This window comes from Actinoplanes sp. NPDC023936 (assembly GCF_040639325.1).
Taxonomy (GTDB): Bacteria; Actinomycetota; Actinomycetes; order Mycobacteriales; family Micromonosporaceae; genus Actinoplanes.
Genome location: NZ_JBEZZR010000007.1, coordinates 1 through 17,413, shown reverse-complemented (window position 1 = coordinate 17,413; position 17,413 = coordinate 1). Strand labels below are relative to the sequence as shown.

The window sequence follows — 17,413 nt, the reverse complement described above, 5'->3', positions numbered from 1 at the left end:
GCCCGGCGCCCATAGCCCGCGCTCAGCCCATCCGCAATTCCTCCAGGTCGGTGCTCGACCGCAGCACCGCGGCACCCACACCGACGACCAGCAGCATCACGGCCAGCGCCCCCGCGCCGAGCAGCGCGAGCTCAGCGAACGCGATCGGAACCGGCACCACCAGCGACGGGCCCACGATCGTCTCCTTGGCGCAGGTCGCCCAGTCCGCCGCCGGGTCGATGCACTGCTCGGTCGACCCGCCGTAACTCACCTCCGCCCCGGTCATCCGGATCAGCGCCGTCCCGGCGGCGAGCGCCAGAACCAGGGCCGGCACCAGCGGCACGAAGGTGTGCCAGAGCAGCACCGAGGCGAGGGCCCGGCGCGGCACCCCGGTCGCGGTCAGCGCCGCGTACGCCCGCCGCCGCGCCACGATCCCCTCGACGAGCGCGACGAGCACACCGGCCGCCGCGACCGCCAGCGCGACGGAGACGGCCACCATGACCAGCCGGATCGCCCCGAGGTAGAACTCCTGGTCACTGCCGAACCCGACGCCGCCCGTCGCGGTCGGGTCGATCATCCGGTTGTACTCCTCGGTGGCCCGGAACTCAGTGATCAGGTACTCCCGGAAGCCGATCGTCCCGGCACCGAACACGACCGCCGCGAGCAGCGCCCCGAGCGTCCGGCTGCCGTTCCACGGGTCCGCCATCAGCCGCCCGCCGGCCAGCAGGGTGGCCGGTCCCCGCCCGTACCGGCGCAGCAGCCGCCCGGCGGTGTAGGAGATCCACCCGACGCCGAGCACCACACCGAGCGTCACCAGCAGCACCCCGCTGCCCATGAAGACCAGCGGCGCCCACTCCGGCAGCTGCCAGTCGTCCGGGAGCAGTTCCGGGCCGATGAACGCGACAAGCCCGGCGGCGATCAGCACACCCGGCCACGGCCACGGCCCGTTCTCCCGCAGCCGCCGCACCACGCCGAGCGGGGTGATCACGACGCGCCGCATCAGCAGCACGCCGATCGCGCCGGCGAACAGCGGCACGATCAGCAGGACCCCGGCCACGAGCAGCGGGTCCGGCACCACGTCGACCGGCAGCCAGAGCCGCCCGTCGGCGGACCGCCGGTCCAGTGTCGCGCGTAGCACCGCGAAGATCCCGAGGCCGATCACCGAGCCGAGCACGCTGGCCACCGCGGTCTCCGCGCCGGCGATCAGCACGGTCTGCCGGGGTGTGGCGCCGCCGAGCCGGAGCGCGGCGAGCCGCCGGTCCCGGGCCGGCGCGCCGAGCCGGATGCACTGGCCGGCCAGCGCCAGCACCGGGAACGCGAGCGCCACCAGTGCGAAGAGCACGCCGGGGCGCAGCCCGGCCTCGTACAGCAGCGGGCTCGCATACTGCGCGGAGCCCGGTGAGAGGATCCTCGCGCCGGACCCGTCCGGCGCGTCGACCCAGGCGCCGCCGCGGATGGTCGCGACGGTCGCGGCGGCGAGCAGGGCCAGCGCGGCGAGCGCCGCGCTGGCGGCGGTCAGCACGGTGCGCAGCCGGTCGGTCCGGTTCCCGGCGAGGCTCAGCCGGACCAGGGTGGAGAACCTCACGGCGCCACCCCGAGACCGGTCGGATCCACGGCACCGTCGCGGAGCACGATCTCCCGGTCCGCGTACGCCGCGATCGTCGCCTCGTGGGTGACGAGCACGACGGCCGCGCCCTGCTCGCGCACCACCTGGACCATCGCGCCCAGCACCTGCTCGCCGCTGAGCTGGTCGAGCGCACCGGTCGGCTCGTCGGCGAACACCACCTGCGGCTCGGTCACCAGGGCCCGGGCCGCGGCGCAGCGCTGCTGCTGCCCGCCGGACATCGCGCCGGGCCGCTTGTCGGCCAGGTCGGCCACCCCGAACCGGTCGAGCCAGCCGATCGCCGCCTCCCGCGCCTCTCGCCGCCCCGAACCGGCGAGAAGCAACGGAAGGCCGACGTTCTCGGCCGCCGTGAGCTCCGGCACCAGCTGCCCGAACTGGAACAGCACGCCGAAGTCGGACCGGCGCAGCCGGGACCGAGCCGCCTCGGACCACAGCCCGATGTCCTGATCCCGGTAGCGGACCTCGCCGCCGTCGACCCGGAGCAGGCCGGCGAGGCAGTGCAGCAGGGTGGACTTGCCACAGCCGCTGGGCCCGGTCACCGCGACGATCTCACCGGCCGCGATGCTGAAGTCGACTCCGCGCAGAGCCTGGGTGGGCCCGTAGTTCTTCTGCACGCCGGTGGCGGTCAGCAGGTGAGCGGTCATGGCGTCGTCACTTCCTTCTGCAGTTCGGCGACCCGGGCCAGGGTGGTCTGCAACCAGCGCAGGTCCGCGTCGAGATGCCCGAGGGCGTAGTCGGCGGCGATCACGTCGCCGACCGTCGTGCCGGGCGTGGATTTGACCCCGGTCAGCTCGCGCATCCGGGTCATGTGTGCGGCCCGCTGCGCGGTCAGGTACTGCCGGGCCCGGTCGGCGTCGGCCGCCAGCAGAGCAACGACGACCTTGTTGAAGAGGGTGCTGGTGACATGCGGCGCGGGTGGCTCGACCTCGGTGAGCCAGGTGTCCAGCCGCTTACGACCGAGCTCGGTCAGCGCGTACGACGTACGCTCCGGGCCGCCGTCCTGCTCCTGGCCGGACTGCTCGACGAAGCCGTCCCGCTCCAACCGGCCGAGCGTGGCGTAGACCTGCCCGTACGCCAGCGGCTTGGCCTGTGGCAGGCGCTCGTCGTGCGCCCGCTTGAGGTCGTAACCGTGCCGCGGGCCGCCGGCGAGCAGACCGAGGAGGACATGTGCGGTGGACATGCCTCGTACTATTCACTCAGTGAATAGCTACCGTCAAGCCCTCTCCAGCGGTCCCACCGGGATCAGGGCTTGCGGCGGAGCGCCACCACTGCGATGTCGTCGGCCTGCTCGCCCGGACCCGCGAGCAGGGTCAGCAGCCGGGAGCAGAACGCGTCGAGGTCCGGTTCGACCTCGCTCGCGATCGCCGACAGGGCGCGCAGGCCCACGTCGATGTCGGTGTCCCGGCGCTCGATCAGGCCGTCGGTGTAGAGCACCAGCGTGCCACCGGGCGGCAGGGTGAACTCCAGCTCGGCGCGGCGCGGCGCGGCGATGCCGAGCAGCGCCCCGCGCGGCGACAGGAACCGCGCCTCGCCACCGGTGTGCATCAGCGGCGGCAGGTGGCCGGCGCTGGCCATCCGGACCCGGCCGGTGAGCGGGTCCAGGGTGAGCAGGCAGAGCGTCGCCGAGTCGTCCGGCAGGACCGTGCGCATGAAGCGGTTGACCAGCTCCAGCACCTCGCCCGGCGAATGCCCCTCGACCGCGTATGCCCGGACCGCGTGCCGCACCTCGGCCATCACCGTGGCGGCGTGCAGCGAGTGCCCGGCCACGTCCCCGATCGCCACCAGCAGCTCGCCGCCGAGCACTGTCAGCTCGTAGAAGTCGCCGCCCACCTCGGTCTGCGCGCCGGCCGGCTCGTACCGCACGGCGAGTTCCACGCCGGGCACCCTCGGCAGCTCCGACTGCAGCAGGCTGCGCTGCAGCGTGACAGCGATCCGATGCTCCTCGTCGAACGAGCGCTGCGCCTCCACGGCCGCCGCGACCGCCTGGGAAAGCTGCCGCAGCACCGGGAAACCCTGGTTCTGGGTGCTGCCCGGCGCGGCGACGTAGACCGGCGGCCGGTCGGCGCGCAGCCGGGCGGCGGCGACCGCGACCGTGTCGCCGGCCGGCCAGTCGACCACGTCCCAGTCGGCCGGATCGTCGGTGCGCACCAGCGACCCGACGGCCACGCCGTGCTCGGGTACGGCCCATGGCCGTACCTGTGCGGGCTGTCCCGCCGCGGCCAGGCTCTCGCCCTCGGAGGTCTCGGCGACCACCACCACCGGACCGCCGAAGATGTCCTGCGCGCCCTCGGCCGCCGCCGCGAGCAGATCCGTCAGGGTGCTCGCCGAGTTGATCGCCAGGGTGGTCTCGGCGAGGCGGACCATCCGCTCGGCGAGCTGCTCGGCCCGCCGGCGGGCGCGGTAGTAACGCAGCACGGCCTGCGCGGTCGCGATCAGCTCGTCCGGCTCGATCGGCTCGACCAGATAGGCGTCCGCACCCCGGTTCAGCCCCTGGGTACGGTCGTTCACGTCCACGGCATGAGCGGACACGTGGATCACCGGCAGAACCCCGTACCGCTGATCGGTTTTGATCCGTTCGCAGACCTCGAAACCGCTCATGTCCGGGAGCTTCACGTCCAGCACGACCAGGTCGGCCTCGGCGTCGACCAGCTTGTTCAGCGCCTCACCGCCGGTCTCCGCCTCCAGCACCGCGAAACCGGCCCGGGTCAGCCAGCTGACCAGCAGGTACCGCTTCGTGGCGCTGTCGTCGACGACCATCACGGTGGCCGGGACCTTGCTCTGGACCCCGGCGCTCATGACGTCGCCGGCAGCCGCAGGGTGAAGGTGCTGCCGGAACCGGGCTCGGAGTCGACCCGCAGGCCACCGCCGAGGATCCCGGCCAGCCGGCGGGCGTAGGGCAGGCCGAGACCGGTGCCCTTGCCGCTCACCGGTTTGCTGCCGGGCACCTGGTAGAACTCCTCGAAGATCCGTTCGTGCAGCTCCGGCGGGATGCCCGTGCCGGTGTCCGCGACCGAGAACTCGACGTCGCCGCCGATCGGGCGCGCGCTCAGCCGCACCGAACCGGACTCGGTGAACTTCATCGCGTTGGTCAGCAGGTTGCGCAGCACCTGGGCGAGCAGCACCTCGTCGGAGCGCAGCGACGGCACGGCCGGCTCCTCGATCACGAAGTCCACCTCGGGCCGGGTGGCGAGCGGCCGCAACGTGCCGCGGAGCTGGCCGAACATCGCCTTGAGGTCGACCTCGGACCAGTTCGGCTCGATCCGGCCGGCCTCCGCCTTCGCGAGGTCGAGCAGGCCGTTGACCAGGGTCAGCAGGTCGCTGGCCGAGGAGCGGATCAGGTCGACCTGGCGGCTCTGCTCCTCGGTGAGATCGTCCGAGGCGGAGTCGGTGAGCAGCCGGCCGAGCCCGATGATCGCGGTGACCGGCGCCCGCAGCTCGTGGCTCACGTTGGCCAGGAATCGGCTCTTCGCCTCACTCGCGGCCCGCAGCTGCACCGACTTCTCGTCCAGCTCGGCGTAGAGCGCCACGACACCGCGGTTCGTCTCCTCCAGCTCCTCGGAGAGCTGGTGGTAGAGGGCCATCACGCCGCGGTTCGTATCCTCCAGCTCGGCGTTGAGGCGAGCGAGGTCGTCGCGCTGGGCACGCACTTCGTCCAGCGCCGCGATGAGCTGCTGGTTCTGGACCGCCAGCTCGTCGAGTGGGCTGCCGGGCACGTGGCCGGCCAGCCCCGAGCGAATCTCGTCCATACGGGCCGGCGTCAGCTCCGAAGCACCCGGCGGCAGACGCCGAGCCATCCGTACGACCGTGCCGGTGCTGCCATCCTCGACCTCCATCGTGTCGACCAACCGGCCGACGTGCTGCAACTGGCGGGCCAGCCGATCCGCTTCGCCACGGACCGGTCGCGCCATCGTCACGTGCAGCGTAGGTACCCCGTACGGCCTGGCGCTGAACACCACCTCGGCGTCCGGACCGGCGGCGAGCAGAACCCTGCCCACCTCGCTGAGCGCCGTGGCGAACCGGGTCTGGTCCTGCGACTCCAGGCCGACCGCGCGGGCCACCTCACGGCCGAGTTGCCGCACCATGAAGATGTCCTGCTCGACCCGCAGGCGCATGCTCATCAGCGGCTCGCCGGTCGGTCCGGTCATGACGGGCGAGCCACCAGGACGCCGGCGTCGTCACGGCGGGTACCGGCGTCCCGCAGCACGGTCGCCGCGATCACCTCGGGCGAACGGGTCAGCAGGCCGGGGTAGTCGGCCGGGTTCCAGCGGTCCACCACGCCATCGGTGTGCATCAGCACCACCGCGCCGGGGCTCAGCGGGTAGTCGTACTCACGGATCTGACGGCGCTGGTGACCGGCGATCCCGGGCATCGAGACCATGCCGCGCCGGGTGCCGTCCGCCGCCAGCACGGTACCGGCGATGTTGCCCAGCCCGGCGTACCGGACCAGGCCGGCCGAGGTGTCCAGTTCGGCGACCGCGAGCGCGGCGCCGCGGGTGTGGCCGAGGGCCCGGTGCAGGACGTCGACGGCCGCAGCCGGCGGGACGAGGGCTCCGGAGAGGAAGGTGCGCACCGCCTCGTGCGAGGCGGCCGCCGCGAGGCCGCCGTGCCCCAGGCCGTCGCAGACCAGCACCTGCCGGCGGTCACCGTCCTGACGGATCGCGTACGCGTCCCCGCTCACCGTCTCACCCGGGAGCGGCCGGGTCAGACCCGCCACCCAGCTCGGCGCCGGCGGCGCTTCCGGCCACACCTGCACGGCCAGGACCGTCCCGTTGCCCGGCTTCGAGTACATGTCCCAGCGGCTGGCCTGGCGCAGTATCGCGCCGAGCCCGATGCCCAGGGTTCCGGCGGTGGAGTGCCCGTCACCGATGGCCCGGTCGACGTCGGCGATGCCGGGTCCGCTGTCCACCGAGATGATCTCGACACCGGCATGTTCGGACGTACGCACCGCGCGCACCAGGATGACGCCCTGATCAGCGTGTTTGACCAGGTTCCCGGCTGCTTCCGCGGCGACGATCGAGAGGTCGGCGACACGGCGGTCCGGCATGCCCAGATCGGCGGCCAGGCGTTCGGCGGCTCGGCGGACCGCGGCGGCGCTCACCGCCTCCTCGACCCGGAACCAGACTCCCTCGCCGAGCAACTCCTCGGGCAGCGATACCACCGTGTCTCCGCTCATCGGCACCACTTGGTAACGGTGATTGTCGTGCCCTTACCCACCTCGGTCTGAATCTCGAACTCGTCGACCAGGCGACGTGCGCCACTGAGCCCGAGGCCGAGGCCGCCGCCGGTGGTGTAACCGTCGGTGAGTGCCAGGTCCAGGTCGGCGATGCCCGGGCCCTGGTCGGCGAAGACGATCCTGATGCCGGGCCGGCGGTCGCTCCGCACCCGGCTCACGACCACTTCGCCGCCGCCACCGTAGACCAGGGTGTTGCGTGCCAGCTCGCTCGCGGCCGTGACCAGCTTGGTCTGATCGACGAGTGACAGCTTCACCGCGACAGCGACGGTACGCACCAGCTGCCGGACCCGGACGACGTCCTGGTCGGTCGAAACCGGAAGCCGCTGGCTCTCCTCGGTCACGGCGTGCTTACCGCTGCCGTGTCAGGCTCATCCTCGTCGAAGTCCGGTTCCGGATCGCTTTCCTGCCGGGCGCGGGCCAGCATCTCGATGCCCAGCTCCACATCGAGCGCCGTCCGGATCCCGGGCAGCGACAGCCCCAGCTCGACCAGGGTGATCGCCACGGCCGGGCGCATGCCGACCACCACGGTCTCGGCGTCCAGCACCCGGGAGACCGAGGCGATGGTGGCGAGAGTGCGGCCGACGAACGAGTCGACGATGTCGAGCGCGCTGATGTCGATGATCACGCCATGGCAGCCGGTCGCCACGATCCGCTCGGCCAGGTCCTCCTGCAGCTGCAGCGCGACCTGGTCCTCCATGTCGATCTGGATGGAGACGAGGAGGATGTCACCGATCTTCAGGACCGGGACGCGTTCCACGTCAGCGCTCCGTGCGCTTGGCGGGAAGGGATCGGTTGCCGGTCTTGCCGAGAACGTAGCGCAGGGCGTCGGCGAGCGAGGCCTTCGTCGCGATGTCGCCGAACTCGATGCCGAGCGCCACGATCGTCTGCGCGATCTGCGGGCGGATGCCGGAGATGATGCAGTCGGCGCCCATCAGCCGGGCGGCCACCACGGTCTTGAGGATGTGCTGGGCGACCTGGGTGTCGACGGCCGGAACACCGGTGATGTCGATGATCGCGTACGGCGAGCTGGTGTCCACCAGGGTCTGCAGCAGCCGTTCCATCACCACCTGGGCACGGGCCGAGTCGAGCGTGCCGACCAGCGGCACCGCTACGACGCCCTCCCACAGCTTCACCACCGGGGTGGAGAGCTCCAGGAGCTGCTCGGCCTGGTCGGCGATGAGGCCCTCGCGCACCTTCACGTAGCTGTCGAAGGTGAACAGCGCGGCCCGGTCCACGAACGTGGAGAACGCCACGTAGTCGCGCAGCGTGCCGGCATCGTTGCCGTCACCGAGCACCTCGAGCACCGCGTCCTTGAACGCGTAGATGCTGATCGCCGTCTCGGTGGCGGTGAAACCCTGCCGGGCCCGGTGGCTGGACAGCTCGCCGAGCTGAGCGCGCAGCTCGGCCGAACGCTCGTCGGTCAGGTCCACCGATCCGGCGCCGAGCGCCTCCTCGAAGCTCTTCCGCAGGTCCTCGACCTGACGCCGCAACTCCGAACCGCTGAGGCGGCCACGCAGGCCGGCGGCAGCCAGTTCGGCCCACCGGGCCGTAAGTGACTCCGCGTGTTCTTTCAGCAGGTCGGCGAAGCGCCTCGCTTCATCCGAACTCAGCGGCATCGCTGCCTCCCCACCACACGATCCGTGCGCAACGGCCGGACTTTACCATCAGAAGGTCCGTTACTTGCTGTAGACCAACTAATAGACCGGACCACGGAACGGAACTGCCGGGTCCGGTTCTGCGCATCCCCGGGTACGTGGAGTACCGTTCAGCAATAACTGGAGGTCGGCGAATGTCCCTGACGGTACAAACGGAACAGCGCGGCGACATGGTGGTCGTGTCGGTCGCTGGTGAGCTTGACATGGCGACCGCCCCCCAGCTCCAGGATCAGATCAGTGATCTGCTGGAGAAGGGCCGGACGCGCCTGATCTTCGACCTCGCCGAGGTGTCCTTCTGCGACTCCACCGGCCTGTCGGTCTTCGTGCGGGCGAAGAACAGCACCGACGACGCCGGCGGGACGGTGCGGCTGGCCGCGCCGCAGCGGGGCGTGCTGCGCATCCTCGAGGTGAGTGGCCTGGTCGAGGTGCTGCACACCTACCCGACGGTGGACGAGGCAGTCACCGCCGAGGAGCCGGTGCTCGACTGACACGCCTGCCGGAAAGTTCCACGGCTGGACCGGTCGGCGTAGTTTGTCGCCGACCGGTGGCGGGCACGTCCGTTGCCGGATGAACTTCGGCCCCCCGGGAGTGCCCGTGAGCAAGATGTTCCAAGGTTTCAAAGACTTCATCATGCGCGGCAACGTCGTCGACCTCGCGGTCGGCGTCGTGATCGGCGCTGCCTTCACCACGGTGGTGAGCAGTTTCACCAACGCGTTCCTGAAGCCGCTGATCCAGCTGATGGGCGGCGGCAAGGGTCTCACCGCCGGAACTTTTGAGATCAACAAGGTCCCGTTCGACTACGCGTCGTTCATCAACGCGCTGATCACCTTCCTCCTCACCGCCGCGGTGCTCTACTTCCTGGTGGTGTTCCCGCTGAACCGGCTGGCCGAGCGCCGCCGCCGCGGCGAGGAGCCGCCGCCGAAGGCGCCCAGCGAAGAGGTCAAGCTGCTCACCGAGATCCGTGACGCGCTGCTGCGCGGCCAGGGTCACGAGGTGTCCAACAGCGCGCTGGACGAGGTGCTCGGACGCCACTCCCAGCAGCCGCCGCGCTGACCCGAATCCAAAAAGAGAAAAGATCCGCCCACCCGGCACTGTTCGAACACATGTTCGATACAGTGCCGGGATGGAGCAGCGTAAGCACTGGTGGAACGGCAAGTGGGGCCGGCTGGCCCGCAAAGACGTCTACTTACGGGTCAGCGGTGACCAGTGGTATGTCGAGCAGCGTGCCGGCGGTTCCGACGGCGTTTCACACTTCTTCGAGTTCGACAGCGAGGACGCGGCCCTCGACATGGTCCGCGGCCTGCTGAACGGGCCGGACGAGTGGCGCGAGCTCTCGGTCCGCCCGCCGGCCCGCTGACTCCCACCCCATGCGCTGATCTTGGCTAGTTGCCCAGGAACGAACGTGGCTGCGAATTCGCCAAGGTCGCCGGGGCGATGGCTAGGCGGCTTCGTCTTGGTGGGTGGATCGGGCGGTCAGGGGGCCTGAGGGCGGCGGCAGCAGGCGCAGCCTCGGGCGAGCCGGGGCGGTGGAGGGCTCGGTGTCGGTGTCCGGGTCGAACCGTGCTCGCCAGCCCGTGCCGATCCGGGCGCCGGGTGGCCGTGCCTCCCCGCCCACGCCCCGGGCCAACGCCACCACCAGGACGTAACCGAGGATCACGAAGCCGTGGCCGACCAGCCGGGCCACGTCGACCCGGCCGCCGGTGAGATCGTTGACCGAGAGCAGCAGCAGCATCGCGACGAACGCGGTCAGCGTCGGCAGCAGCCCTGTCGGCCGGGTCCGGCGCAGCGCGATGAAGAGGTACCCGGCGCCGATCGCCACGTTCCAAGCGGCCGACTCGTGCCAGAGGTGACCCGGCGTCGCGTTCAGCCCGGCGTGGTCGTGCGCGGCGCTCACCCCGCCGCCGACCTGGGTCAGCCCGAGCATCAGCTGCACCGTGCCGACCAGCGCCAGCGCGATGTAGAGCAGCGCCGCGACCGGCAGCCTCCGCCGTGCCGGCACACCATCCGAGGACCGGCCATCCGCGGATCCGGCGCCGGGGAATTCAGCGCGGGCGGATCGGCTGTCCGGGGATCCGGCGCCGGTGGACCGGGCGTCCAGGGATGCGGCGTGCGCGGGTGCGGTGCTCGGCGGCAGGGCCGCCAGGATGGCGTCGGTCAGGTCCGGCACGGCCGGCACCGCGTGAGTTCGCGTCAGGCGGTTCACCGCCGCCGCCCGGTCCAGCCAGTCCCGGCAGCCGGCGCACCCGGCCAGGTGTTCGTCGACCAGCGGCCGCATGACCGGGTCGTCCTCGCCGTCCAACTGCGCGGAGAGCATCTCGCGCCACCGCTCACATGCCATGAATCAATAGTCGCCCGCCGTGGCGGCGAAGTTCCCAGCGGGACCTGCCGGGTTGCGGCCCCGGCGTGCCACGATTGCCCGGAGCAGGACTGCGGGTCAGCGCTGCTCCGGGCCGGGGGCGCCCGCCTGACCGCCGGTGTTCCCGAGCAGGCGGCGCCGCTCCCGGAACGCCCGCAGGTTCGCCGTGTTGCCGCAGGTGCTGACGTCGTGCCAGACGCCGCTGTTGTTGCGCGAGGTGTCGAAGAAGGCCGCCCGGCAGGCGTTGTTGTGGCAGAGCTTCAGCCTCGGCCAGATCCCGGCCTGCTGTGCCTGCAACGCCTCGGCCCAGAGCGCCGAGGCGAACCACCGGGTGCCCCGGCCGGTCGGCACGACCCGCACCCAGCCGTCGGCATCCGGAACGAGGCTCACCTGCACGTCGGCGGGGGGCAGGGCGCCGTCCCGCTCCGGGTTCGCCCCGGCGAGCACCACCTGCTCGAACGCCGCGCGCAACCGGCGCAGGGAGCGCAGATCGCCGGCGGAGAGCAGCAGAGTCGGCGCCGGCAGCCCGGACACCCGGGACCAGGTGCCGAGGGCGTCGGTCACCCACCACTGGGCGTCCTCGCCGGAGACGAGCAGGTCAGCACCGTACGCCATCGTGCCGCGCGTGTTCAGCAGCTCCTGGACGAGCGCGAAACCGCCCGGCGCCTCCCGGACACCATGCCGTGCGCTCGCCTTCCATGACATAGCCAAAGACTACTCGGCTCTTTTGTGAGATCGACTTCCCCGGCGGGGTGGTCAATCGGTGATCTTCGGTGGATCGGTGGACGGGTGTCTCTACACTGACGCCACTACCAGCGTGGGGAGGAGGTCGCGGTGCGCAGAGCCCTGCTGATCACGGTTGCCCTCACGGCCGCGTCGGCCCTTGTCGCCGGTTGCGACTCGTCCGATCCGGTGGCGAACGGGCCGGTGCCCTCCCCCGTACCCTCGCAGGCGTCGAGCGCGCCCACCGCCCCGGCCGGGGCCGCCTCACCGGCCGCGCCCACCGCCTCGGCCGCGCCCACCGCCTCGACCGGGCCCACCTCCTCGGCCGCGGCGCCGCCGGCGGTGCTGAAAAAGCTGAAGTCCGGCGCTGAAGGCGCCGAGGTGCTGGCGTTGCAGAACCGGCTGACCGCGTTGGGATATTGGAACGGCAAGCCGGACGGCAAGTTCGGCTCGACCACCCAGCAGGCGGTGTTCGCGCTGCAGAAAGCCGCGAAACTGGGCCGCGACGGCGTGGTCGGGCCGCGGACGCACCAGGCGCTGGAGCGAGGTGTCCGCCCGGCGGCGAAATCGACGAGCGGCAAGTTCGTGGAGATCGATCTGAAACGCCAGCTGCTCCTGCTCGTTCAGGACGGCCGGGTCGAGCAGATCTTCAATACGTCGACCGGGTCGAACGAGTACTACGAGCAGGACGGCGAGACCTATCTCGCGGACACACCGCGCGGCAAGTTCCGGGTGAGCCGGCAGATCGACGGCTGGCGCGACGCCCCACTGGGGCTGCTGTGGCGGCCGAAATACTTCAACGGCGGGATCGCGGTGCACGGCGCCCCGAGCGTGCCGGCCCATCCCGCGTCACACGGCTGCGCCCGTGTGTCCATCGCCGCGATGAACTGGCTGTGGTCCCATGACGAGATTCCGGTCAAGACCCGCGTCTGGGTCTATTAGTTCAACGCTGTGTAATCAGGCGGCTACGCACCATAGATGGATTTATTTCACGAAGCGAAGGCGACTACCCTGTCAATTCGCTACGGCCACAGCGATCGACGCCCGATGTCGACCTCCGGCCGTCACTGGGGTGCACGGGGGGAAGGCCGAGTTGTCTTTGAGTAACTCCGACGGGCTTGCGGGCCCACGATTCTCGCTGCTTGCCATGGCGACGATCCTGGACACCGCATGATCGCGCTACGTTTCTACCGACTGCTGCCGAAGGGGTACCGGCTCAAGCTGGTCGAACTCCTTCCGCCCCACCGACAGCTCTGGCTGGTCCGTCGCCTTACCCGCCAACGAGCCCTTCCCAAACCTGCACCGGCCGGGTCGATGGTTTCCGTTCGTGACGCCGGCAGAGCCGTACGCGCGCGCGTGATACCGGACATGACGCCGGCCGCTGCCTGGCGGCAGAACCTCGACGCGGTCGTCGCCGTGCTGGAACGCGCCGGCATCGAGTACTTCTGCCTCCGGCCGATCAAGAACCTGCACAGCTCCGTCGCGGTCAACTGGCGCGACCGGGACCGGACCATCGTCGCCCTGCGCGGCGACGCCGAGCTCACGGCCGCCGAGATCCGCACCGGCAGCGTCTCCGACGCCGGTTTCTCGTCCGGTCGGGGTAAGAACGGCGTCCAGGTCTTCTTCCCGGTCACCAGCCCGTACGGGACGACGGTCCTCGGCAGCGGCTCGGCCTGCGAGATCGAGTTCTGGAAGACCCAGCCGGGCGTGGGCGGCGCACCCGCCACGATCGTCGGACCGCGGCGCAACGCGGTGGCGTCGGAGCTGCCGGCCGAGGCGGACTACCGCATGGTCCCGCCGATCACGCTGAACCCGATGATGCCGCTCGACGAACAGCCTCGGTACCGGACCCGGTCCGAGTTCGCCATGGTGCCGGCCGAGGACGTCCGCTTCCCCATCGACGTGGTCTACACATGGGTGGACGGCGACGACCCGGACTGGCTCGCCCGTAAGAACGCCTCGCTCGCCGCGTTCGGCCGCGAGCAGATCAACACGATCGCGTCGAACGACTCACGCTTCATCAGCCGGGACGAGCTCAAGTACTCGCTGCGGTCGATCGTGGCGTACGCGCCCTGGGTGCGGAAGATCTTCCTCGTCACCGACGATCAGATCCCGCCCTGGCTCGACTCCTCCGACCCCCGGCTCACCGTGGTCAGCCACCGGGAGCTGTTCGGCGACACCGGCGTGCTGCCGACGTTCAACTCGCACGCCATCGAGTCCCGGCTGCACCGCATTCCGGGCCTGTCCGAGCATTTCATCTACTTCAACGACGACATGTTCCTGGGCCGTCCGGTCGCCCCGGACACGTTCTTCCACGCCAACGGCATCGCCAAGTTCTTCCAGTCGGACGCGCAGCTCGACGCGGGCCCGGCGACGGTCTTCGACGCCCCGGTGACAGCGGCCGGCAAGAACAACCGGCGGCACATCGCGGAGCGCTTCGACCGAGGCATCACGCAGAAGATGCAACACGTGCCGTACACGCTGCAGAAGAGCGTTCTCGAGGAGATCGAGAAGTGGCTGCCGGACGAGGTGCGGCAGACCGCTGAGCACCCGTTCCGGCACCCCGGCGACCTGTCCATCCCGTCGTCGCTGCAGCACTACTGGGCGTACCTCACGAGGCGCGCCGTACCCGGCTCGATCAAGTACACGTACGCCGACCTGGCGCACCCGTCGACCCCGGTGCAACTGGCGTTCCTGCTGGCGCGCCGGCACTGCGACGCCTTCTGCCTGAACGACACCGACTCGGCGGCCGTCGCGTACAGCGAGCAGGCCGCGATGATGGCGGACTTTCTGCCGCAGTACTTCCCGTTCCGCTCGCCGTTCGAGCTGCCCGACGACGTCGCGGCGGAGCGCGCGAAGTTCAGCGCCACCGAGCTGGCCCGCGCCGCCCAGCAGGGCCGGGCCGGCGTCCACATCCCCCAGCAGGGCGTCCGCCAATCCCGGGAGCTGCAGCCCGACTGATCCGCGACGTGGAGTCTGAGTGGGCCGGACATTGCACGAGCGGCATGCACGCCTTGCAGGGCGCTCGAGGACCTTCACGCCCCTGTCGTCCGCTTTCCGACGGCTCGACGACGGGCCGACGAATGCCGCGCCGCCGCGAATTCCTCGATCGCGGAGGCTAGGCCGCCTGGCCTAGCGACACACCGCTCCGGCATGCCGCGTCACTCGGCCGTGGCCACGCTCCACGCACAGTTCACTGGTCTCCCGGTCGACCCAGTACGCCTGCCCGGCTTCCACGAAGGTCGGCTCCTCCAGGTGGAACCACCTGTCAACTGTGTCGACCAGCAGGAGCCGATCGGCGATCACCCGCTTAGCCACCACGCCTCCCACAACTCGCCAAGACTTCCACGTCCCGATGCACGCTGCAGGCGTACTGTGCAACGTACGCTCCAACGTACATGACGCTTCTCTGGGAGATCGCTATGAAGGTGCTGACAATCAGCGACGTTCGCAAGAACCTCGCCGCCGTGGTCGACGCGGTGATCGACGATGCCGAGGAGTGCATCATCCCGCGCGGCGGCGGCAAGGCCGTCGTCATGGTTTCGCTCGACGAGTGGAACGCCATAAACGAGACGCTGCATGTTCTGGGTTCCGCCTCGAACGCCCGCCGCCTCCTGGAGAGCATCGCCCAGGCCGACGCAGGCCTGCTCGAAGAGCACCCGCTCGACCCGAAGTCCACCTCTCCTTCCGACGCTCACGCATCCGGCAAGGAAGCCGCATGAGCTTGCGCATCGTCTTCACACCCAACGCCTGGGAGGACTACGCCGGCTGGTTACGCAGCGATGTGAAGATGGCCCGCCGCATCAGCAAACTGATCCTCGACGTTCAACGGGATCCACACGGAACTGGGCTCGGCAAGCCCGAACTACTGAAAGGCCCGCTGTCCGGATGGTCGTCCCGCCGCATCAACGACGAGCACAGGCTGAGCTACCGCCGGCCCGAAATGCGGGGCCTCGGGTTCGCAAACAAGATCAAAAGTGGGCCGCCAGGGACTCGAACCCTGAACCTATGGATTAAAAGTCCACAGCTCTGCCATTGAGCTAGCGGCCCGCGGGTGCAAGCCTACCGTTCCTCGATCCGCTACGACATCTTGCACCCACCCTCGCTCCCGCGCACGCTGTTAAAGCACCGGCCACCCGTCCGTCAGCTTGATCGGGAAGGCTTTGATCTCATGCATCGGACTGCCGGCATTGCCGCTCTAGTCGCACTGACCACGTTCTCCGCGGTGCCTGCTCACGCCGCTCAGCGCCCACCCCGGGAGATCACCGCGACGGTGGAGACACCGTCGCTCTTCGACGATGAGGCGGGCGGTGACGCCGACGCTGACGACCCAGCTATCTGGATCAACAAGGCGGACAAGCAGCGCAGCCTGGTGATCGGCACCGCGAAGAACGGCGGGCTCCGGGTCTACGACCTGGGCGGCCGCGAGATTCAGGCGATCGCCACTCCGGAGGGCGGCCGTTTCAACAACGTCGACGTCCTGACCGGTTTCAAGCTCGGCAAGCGCACGGTCGACGTCGCCGTGGTGACCGACCGCGGCTTGGACAAACTCCGTATCTACAAGATCGAGGCTTCCGGCCTCACTGACATCACCGCGGCGAACGTGCCGCTGCTCTTCGCGAAGGACGAGGCCGAGGTGGAGGAGCAGGCGACCGGTTACGGCCTCGCTCTCTACGACCGCTATGCGGTGGTGAGCCGCCGGCACAGCACGCGTCTCGGCATCTTCCGGCTCGAGGAGAAGAACGGCAAGGTCACTTACCGTACGACCGACACGCTGGACCTTCCACGCGAGTTCCGCCTCCCCAACGGCAGCAGCTGGGCGCCGTGCGGTGAGCCCGGCGAGGACCCGCAGGTCGAGGGCATGGTCGTGGACGCGGAGGCGGGCGTGCTCTACGCCGCCCAGGAGGACGTGGCGCTCTGGCGCATCGACCTGAAGGGCGGCCACTTCAGCAGCGTGCCGCGGATCGTGGAGCGGGTCGCCGAGTTCGGTGTGCCGGCCACGTTCGACCCGGAGTCCGAGGAGTGCATCCTGGACACCGCGAACGACCCCGGTTTCGGCGGCCGTATCGCCGCTGACGTCGAGGGTGCCACGATCTACCCGACCGGCCGGCGCGACGGATACCTGATCGTGTCGAGCCAGGGTGACAGCCGCTTCTTCGTCTACGACCGCCGTACCAACCGGCCGGTCAAGGTCTTCTCGGTGACCGACGGCTCCCGCATCGACGGCGTCCAGCACTCCGACGGCGCGGCGGCCACCGCAGCGTCCCTCCCGGGATACCCGAAGGGCCTCCTGGTGCTCCACGACGGCGAGAACAAGCCTGACGACGGTCGCGTCTCCACGAACTTCAAGTTCGTGGACTGGCGGGCGCTGAAGCTGTCCTGAGCCGCTCTGCTCAGCTTCAACGGACGAAGGCGCCCGCTGTTCGCAGTGGGCGCCTTCGTCCGTGTGCAGCTCTATTCAGGCCAAACAGAAAAAGGCCCACCCGGTTACCCGGGTGGGCCTTTTCTACGTTGAGTCCGGCGGCGTCCTACTCTCCCACACCCTCCCGAGTGCAGTACCATCGGCGCTGGAGGGCTTAGCTACCGGGTTCGGAATGTAACCGGGCGTTTCCCCACCGCTATGACCACCGAAACAGCCTTCAGCAGAACAAACCAGCAACCCGTGCCGGCCGACAAATTGTCGGCCGAACAACGAGGTAGTTGTTCGTTTGCTGTGAATCACACAGTGGACGCAAGCAGAAAATTTAGGGTGGTTAAGCCCTCGGCCTATTAGTACCGGTCAACTCAACACGTTACCGTGCTTACATTTCCGGCCTATCAACCCAGTAGTCTCCTGGGAGCCT

At 69.9% G+C, this 17,413-nt stretch carries 19 protein-coding genes, 1 tRNA gene, 2 rRNA genes and 1 pseudogene; 8 read left to right on the top strand and 15 right to left on the bottom strand.

Going from position 1 to position 17,413, the window contains the following annotated elements; translation table 11 throughout:
- Positions 1–22 precede the first annotated feature (22 nt).
- From AB0F72_RS12240 to AB0F72_RS12200, 9 genes are all read right to left on the bottom strand, one after another.
- Positions 23–1,564, bottom strand: coding sequence for an ABC transporter permease (locus AB0F72_RS12240; protein ID WP_360429371.1), 1,542 nt, complete (start codon positions 1,562–1,564; stop codon positions 23–25).
- A complete protein-coding gene (locus AB0F72_RS12235; RefSeq protein ID WP_360429368.1) occupies positions 1,561–2,247 on the bottom strand; it encodes an ABC transporter ATP-binding protein in 687 nt (228 codons plus the stop codon). Before AB0F72_RS12235 ends, AB0F72_RS12240 begins: the two co-directional genes overlap by 4 nt.
- Positions 2,244–2,783, bottom strand: coding sequence for a PadR family transcriptional regulator (locus AB0F72_RS12230; RefSeq protein ID WP_360429365.1), 540 nt, complete (start codon positions 2,781–2,783; stop codon positions 2,244–2,246). The genes AB0F72_RS12235 and AB0F72_RS12230 overlap by 4 nt, the downstream gene beginning before the upstream one ends.
- A gap of 62 nt (positions 2,784–2,845) precedes the next feature.
- The gene (locus tag AB0F72_RS12225) at positions 2,846–4,399 is read right to left on the bottom strand and encodes a fused response regulator/phosphatase (protein WP_360429362.1); all 1,554 of its coding nucleotides are present in this window, start codon (positions 4,397–4,399) and stop codon (positions 2,846–2,848) included.
- Positions 4,396–5,748: a sensor histidine kinase gene (locus AB0F72_RS12220; protein WP_360429359.1), complete on the bottom strand. Its 1,353-nt coding sequence runs from the start codon at positions 5,746–5,748 to the stop codon at positions 4,396–4,398. Before AB0F72_RS12220 ends, AB0F72_RS12225 begins: the two co-directional genes overlap by 4 nt.
- Positions 5,745–6,776 (bottom strand): SpoIIE family protein phosphatase, encoded by a 1,032-nt coding sequence (locus tag AB0F72_RS12215; protein ID WP_360429356.1) that lies wholly within the window; start codon positions 6,774–6,776, stop codon positions 5,745–5,747. Before AB0F72_RS12215 ends, AB0F72_RS12220 begins: the two co-directional genes overlap by 4 nt.
- Positions 6,773–7,177, bottom strand: coding sequence for an ATP-binding protein (locus tag AB0F72_RS12210; RefSeq protein ID WP_360429353.1), 405 nt, complete (start codon positions 7,175–7,177; stop codon positions 6,773–6,775). Before AB0F72_RS12210 ends, AB0F72_RS12215 begins: the two co-directional genes overlap by 4 nt.
- Complete coding sequence (locus tag AB0F72_RS12205) at positions 7,174–7,593, bottom strand: STAS domain-containing protein (protein ID WP_360429350.1); 420 nt, start codon at positions 7,591–7,593, stop codon at positions 7,174–7,176. The genes AB0F72_RS12210 and AB0F72_RS12205 overlap by 4 nt, the downstream gene beginning before the upstream one ends.
- 1 nt (position 7,594) lies before the next feature.
- Entirely contained in the window at positions 7,595–8,452 is an 858-nt protein-coding gene (locus tag AB0F72_RS12200) for an STAS domain-containing protein (protein WP_360429347.1), read from the bottom strand.
- A 173-nt stretch (positions 8,453–8,625) separates the two neighbouring features.
- Here AB0F72_RS12200 and AB0F72_RS12195 point away from each other — a divergent pair, with 173 nt between their 5' ends.
- From AB0F72_RS12195 to AB0F72_RS12185, 3 genes are all read left to right on the top strand, one after another.
- A complete protein-coding gene (locus tag AB0F72_RS12195; RefSeq protein WP_360429344.1) occupies positions 8,626–8,979 on the top strand; it encodes an STAS domain-containing protein in 354 nt (117 codons plus the stop codon).
- 115 nt (positions 8,980–9,094) lie between these two features.
- Positions 9,095–9,544 (top strand): large conductance mechanosensitive channel protein MscL, encoded by a 450-nt coding sequence (mscL, locus tag AB0F72_RS12190; RefSeq protein WP_360429915.1) that lies wholly within the window; start codon positions 9,095–9,097, stop codon positions 9,542–9,544.
- Positions 9,545–9,614: 70 nt separating this feature from the next.
- Positions 9,615–9,848 (top strand): hypothetical protein, encoded by a 234-nt coding sequence (locus AB0F72_RS12185; protein ID WP_360429341.1) that lies wholly within the window; start codon positions 9,615–9,617, stop codon positions 9,846–9,848.
- Between the two features lie 81 nt (positions 9,849–9,929).
- On the opposite strand, the gene AB0F72_RS12180 is transcribed toward AB0F72_RS12185, so the two are convergent.
- Positions 9,930–10,829, bottom strand: coding sequence for a zf-HC2 domain-containing protein (locus tag AB0F72_RS12180; protein ID WP_360429338.1), 900 nt, complete (start codon positions 10,827–10,829; stop codon positions 9,930–9,932).
- 96 nt (positions 10,830–10,925) lie between these two features.
- The gene (locus AB0F72_RS12175) at positions 10,926–11,552 is read right to left on the bottom strand and encodes a CGNR zinc finger domain-containing protein (protein WP_360429335.1); all 627 of its coding nucleotides are present in this window, start codon (positions 11,550–11,552) and stop codon (positions 10,926–10,928) included.
- Between the two features lie 129 nt (positions 11,553–11,681).
- Between AB0F72_RS12175 and AB0F72_RS12170 the strand changes: the two genes are divergently transcribed.
- Positions 11,682–12,512, top strand: a complete 831-nt coding sequence (locus AB0F72_RS12170) for a L,D-transpeptidase family protein (protein ID WP_360429332.1) — start codon at positions 11,682–11,684, stop codon at positions 12,510–12,512.
- Positions 12,513–12,938: 426 nt separating this feature from the next.
- Positions 12,939–14,531, top strand: a complete 1,593-nt coding sequence (locus AB0F72_RS12165) for a stealth family protein (RefSeq protein WP_360429329.1) — start codon at positions 12,939–12,941, stop codon at positions 14,529–14,531.
- 171 nt (positions 14,532–14,702) lie between these two features.
- Here AB0F72_RS12165 and AB0F72_RS12160 read toward each other — a convergent pair whose 3' ends face one another.
- On the bottom strand, positions 14,703–14,888 hold the full coding sequence (locus AB0F72_RS12160; protein ID WP_360429326.1) for a hypothetical protein: 186 nt from the start codon (positions 14,886–14,888) through the stop codon (positions 14,703–14,705).
- An 80-nt stretch (positions 14,889–14,968) separates the two neighbouring features.
- Between AB0F72_RS12160 and AB0F72_RS12155 the strand changes: the two genes are divergently transcribed.
- Together AB0F72_RS12155 and AB0F72_RS12150 are read left to right on the top strand one after the other, a co-directional pair.
- Complete coding sequence (locus AB0F72_RS12155) at positions 14,969–15,292, top strand: type II toxin-antitoxin system Phd/YefM family antitoxin (RefSeq protein ID WP_360429323.1); 324 nt, start codon at positions 14,969–14,971, stop codon at positions 15,290–15,292.
- A pseudogene (locus AB0F72_RS12150) lies at positions 15,289–15,492 on the top strand (Txe/YoeB family addiction module toxin); the annotation flags it as partial. The gene AB0F72_RS12155 and the pseudogene AB0F72_RS12150, both read left to right, overlap by 4 nt.
- Positions 15,493–15,548: 56 nt before the next feature.
- Here the strand turns inward: AB0F72_RS12150 and AB0F72_RS12145 are convergent.
- Positions 15,549–15,620, bottom strand: a tRNA-Lys gene (locus AB0F72_RS12145).
- Between the two features lie 121 nt (positions 15,621–15,741).
- Between AB0F72_RS12145 and AB0F72_RS12140 the strand changes: the two genes are divergently transcribed.
- Positions 15,742–16,953, top strand: coding sequence for a phytase (locus AB0F72_RS12140; RefSeq protein ID WP_360429321.1), 1,212 nt, complete (start codon positions 15,742–15,744; stop codon positions 16,951–16,953).
- A 132-nt stretch (positions 16,954–17,085) separates the two neighbouring features.
- Here AB0F72_RS12140 and rrf read toward each other — a convergent pair.
- Positions 17,086–17,202 (bottom strand): 5S ribosomal RNA (gene rrf / locus AB0F72_RS12135).
- A 117-nt stretch (positions 17,203–17,319) separates the two neighbouring features.
- Positions 17,320–17,413: ribosomal RNA gene (locus AB0F72_RS12130) — 23S ribosomal RNA — on the bottom strand; the annotation flags it as partial.

What these genes read in the sequence shown, in the direction of transcription:
- AB0F72_RS12235 (WP_360429368.1), bottom strand. Translation starts at nt 2,247, where the DNA reads ATGACCGCTCACCTGCTGACCGCCACCGGCGTGCAGAAGAACTACGGG.
- AB0F72_RS12230 (WP_360429365.1), bottom strand. Translation starts at nt 2,783, where the DNA reads ATGTCCACCGCACATGTCCTCCTCGGTCTGCTCGCCGGCGGCCCGCGG.
- AB0F72_RS12225 (WP_360429362.1), bottom strand. Translation starts at nt 4,399, where the DNA reads ATGAGCGCCGGGGTCCAGAGCAAGGTCCCGGCCACCGTGATGGTCGTC.
- AB0F72_RS12220 (WP_360429359.1), bottom strand. Translation starts at nt 5,748, where the DNA reads ATGACCGGACCGACCGGCGAGCCGCTGATGAGCATGCGCCTGCGGGTC.
- AB0F72_RS12215 (WP_360429356.1), bottom strand. Translation starts at nt 6,776, where the DNA reads ATGAGCGGAGACACGGTGGTATCGCTGCCCGAGGAGTTGCTCGGCGAG.
- AB0F72_RS12200 (WP_360429347.1), bottom strand. Translation starts at nt 8,452, where the DNA reads ATGCCGCTGAGTTCGGATGAAGCGAGGCGCTTCGCCGACCTGCTGAAA.
- AB0F72_RS12195 (WP_360429344.1), top strand. Translation starts at nt 8,626, where the DNA reads ATGTCCCTGACGGTACAAACGGAACAGCGCGGCGACATGGTGGTCGTG.
- mscL (WP_360429915.1), top strand. Translation starts at nt 9,095, where the DNA reads ATGTTCCAAGGTTTCAAAGACTTCATCATGCGCGGCAACGTCGTCGAC.
- AB0F72_RS12185 (WP_360429341.1), top strand. Translation starts at nt 9,615, where the DNA reads ATGGAGCAGCGTAAGCACTGGTGGAACGGCAAGTGGGGCCGGCTGGCC.
- AB0F72_RS12180 (WP_360429338.1), bottom strand. Translation starts at nt 10,829, where the DNA reads ATGGCATGTGAGCGGTGGCGCGAGATGCTCTCCGCGCAGTTGGACGGC.
- AB0F72_RS12175 (WP_360429335.1), bottom strand. Translation starts at nt 11,552, where the DNA reads ATGTCATGGAAGGCGAGCGCACGGCATGGTGTCCGGGAGGCGCCGGGC.
- AB0F72_RS12165 (WP_360429329.1), top strand. Translation starts at nt 12,939, where the DNA reads ATGACGCCGGCCGCTGCCTGGCGGCAGAACCTCGACGCGGTCGTCGCC.
- AB0F72_RS12155 (WP_360429323.1), top strand. Translation starts at nt 14,969, where the DNA reads ATGACGCTTCTCTGGGAGATCGCTATGAAGGTGCTGACAATCAGCGAC.
- AB0F72_RS12140 (WP_360429321.1), top strand. Translation starts at nt 15,742, where the DNA reads ATGCATCGGACTGCCGGCATTGCCGCTCTAGTCGCACTGACCACGTTC.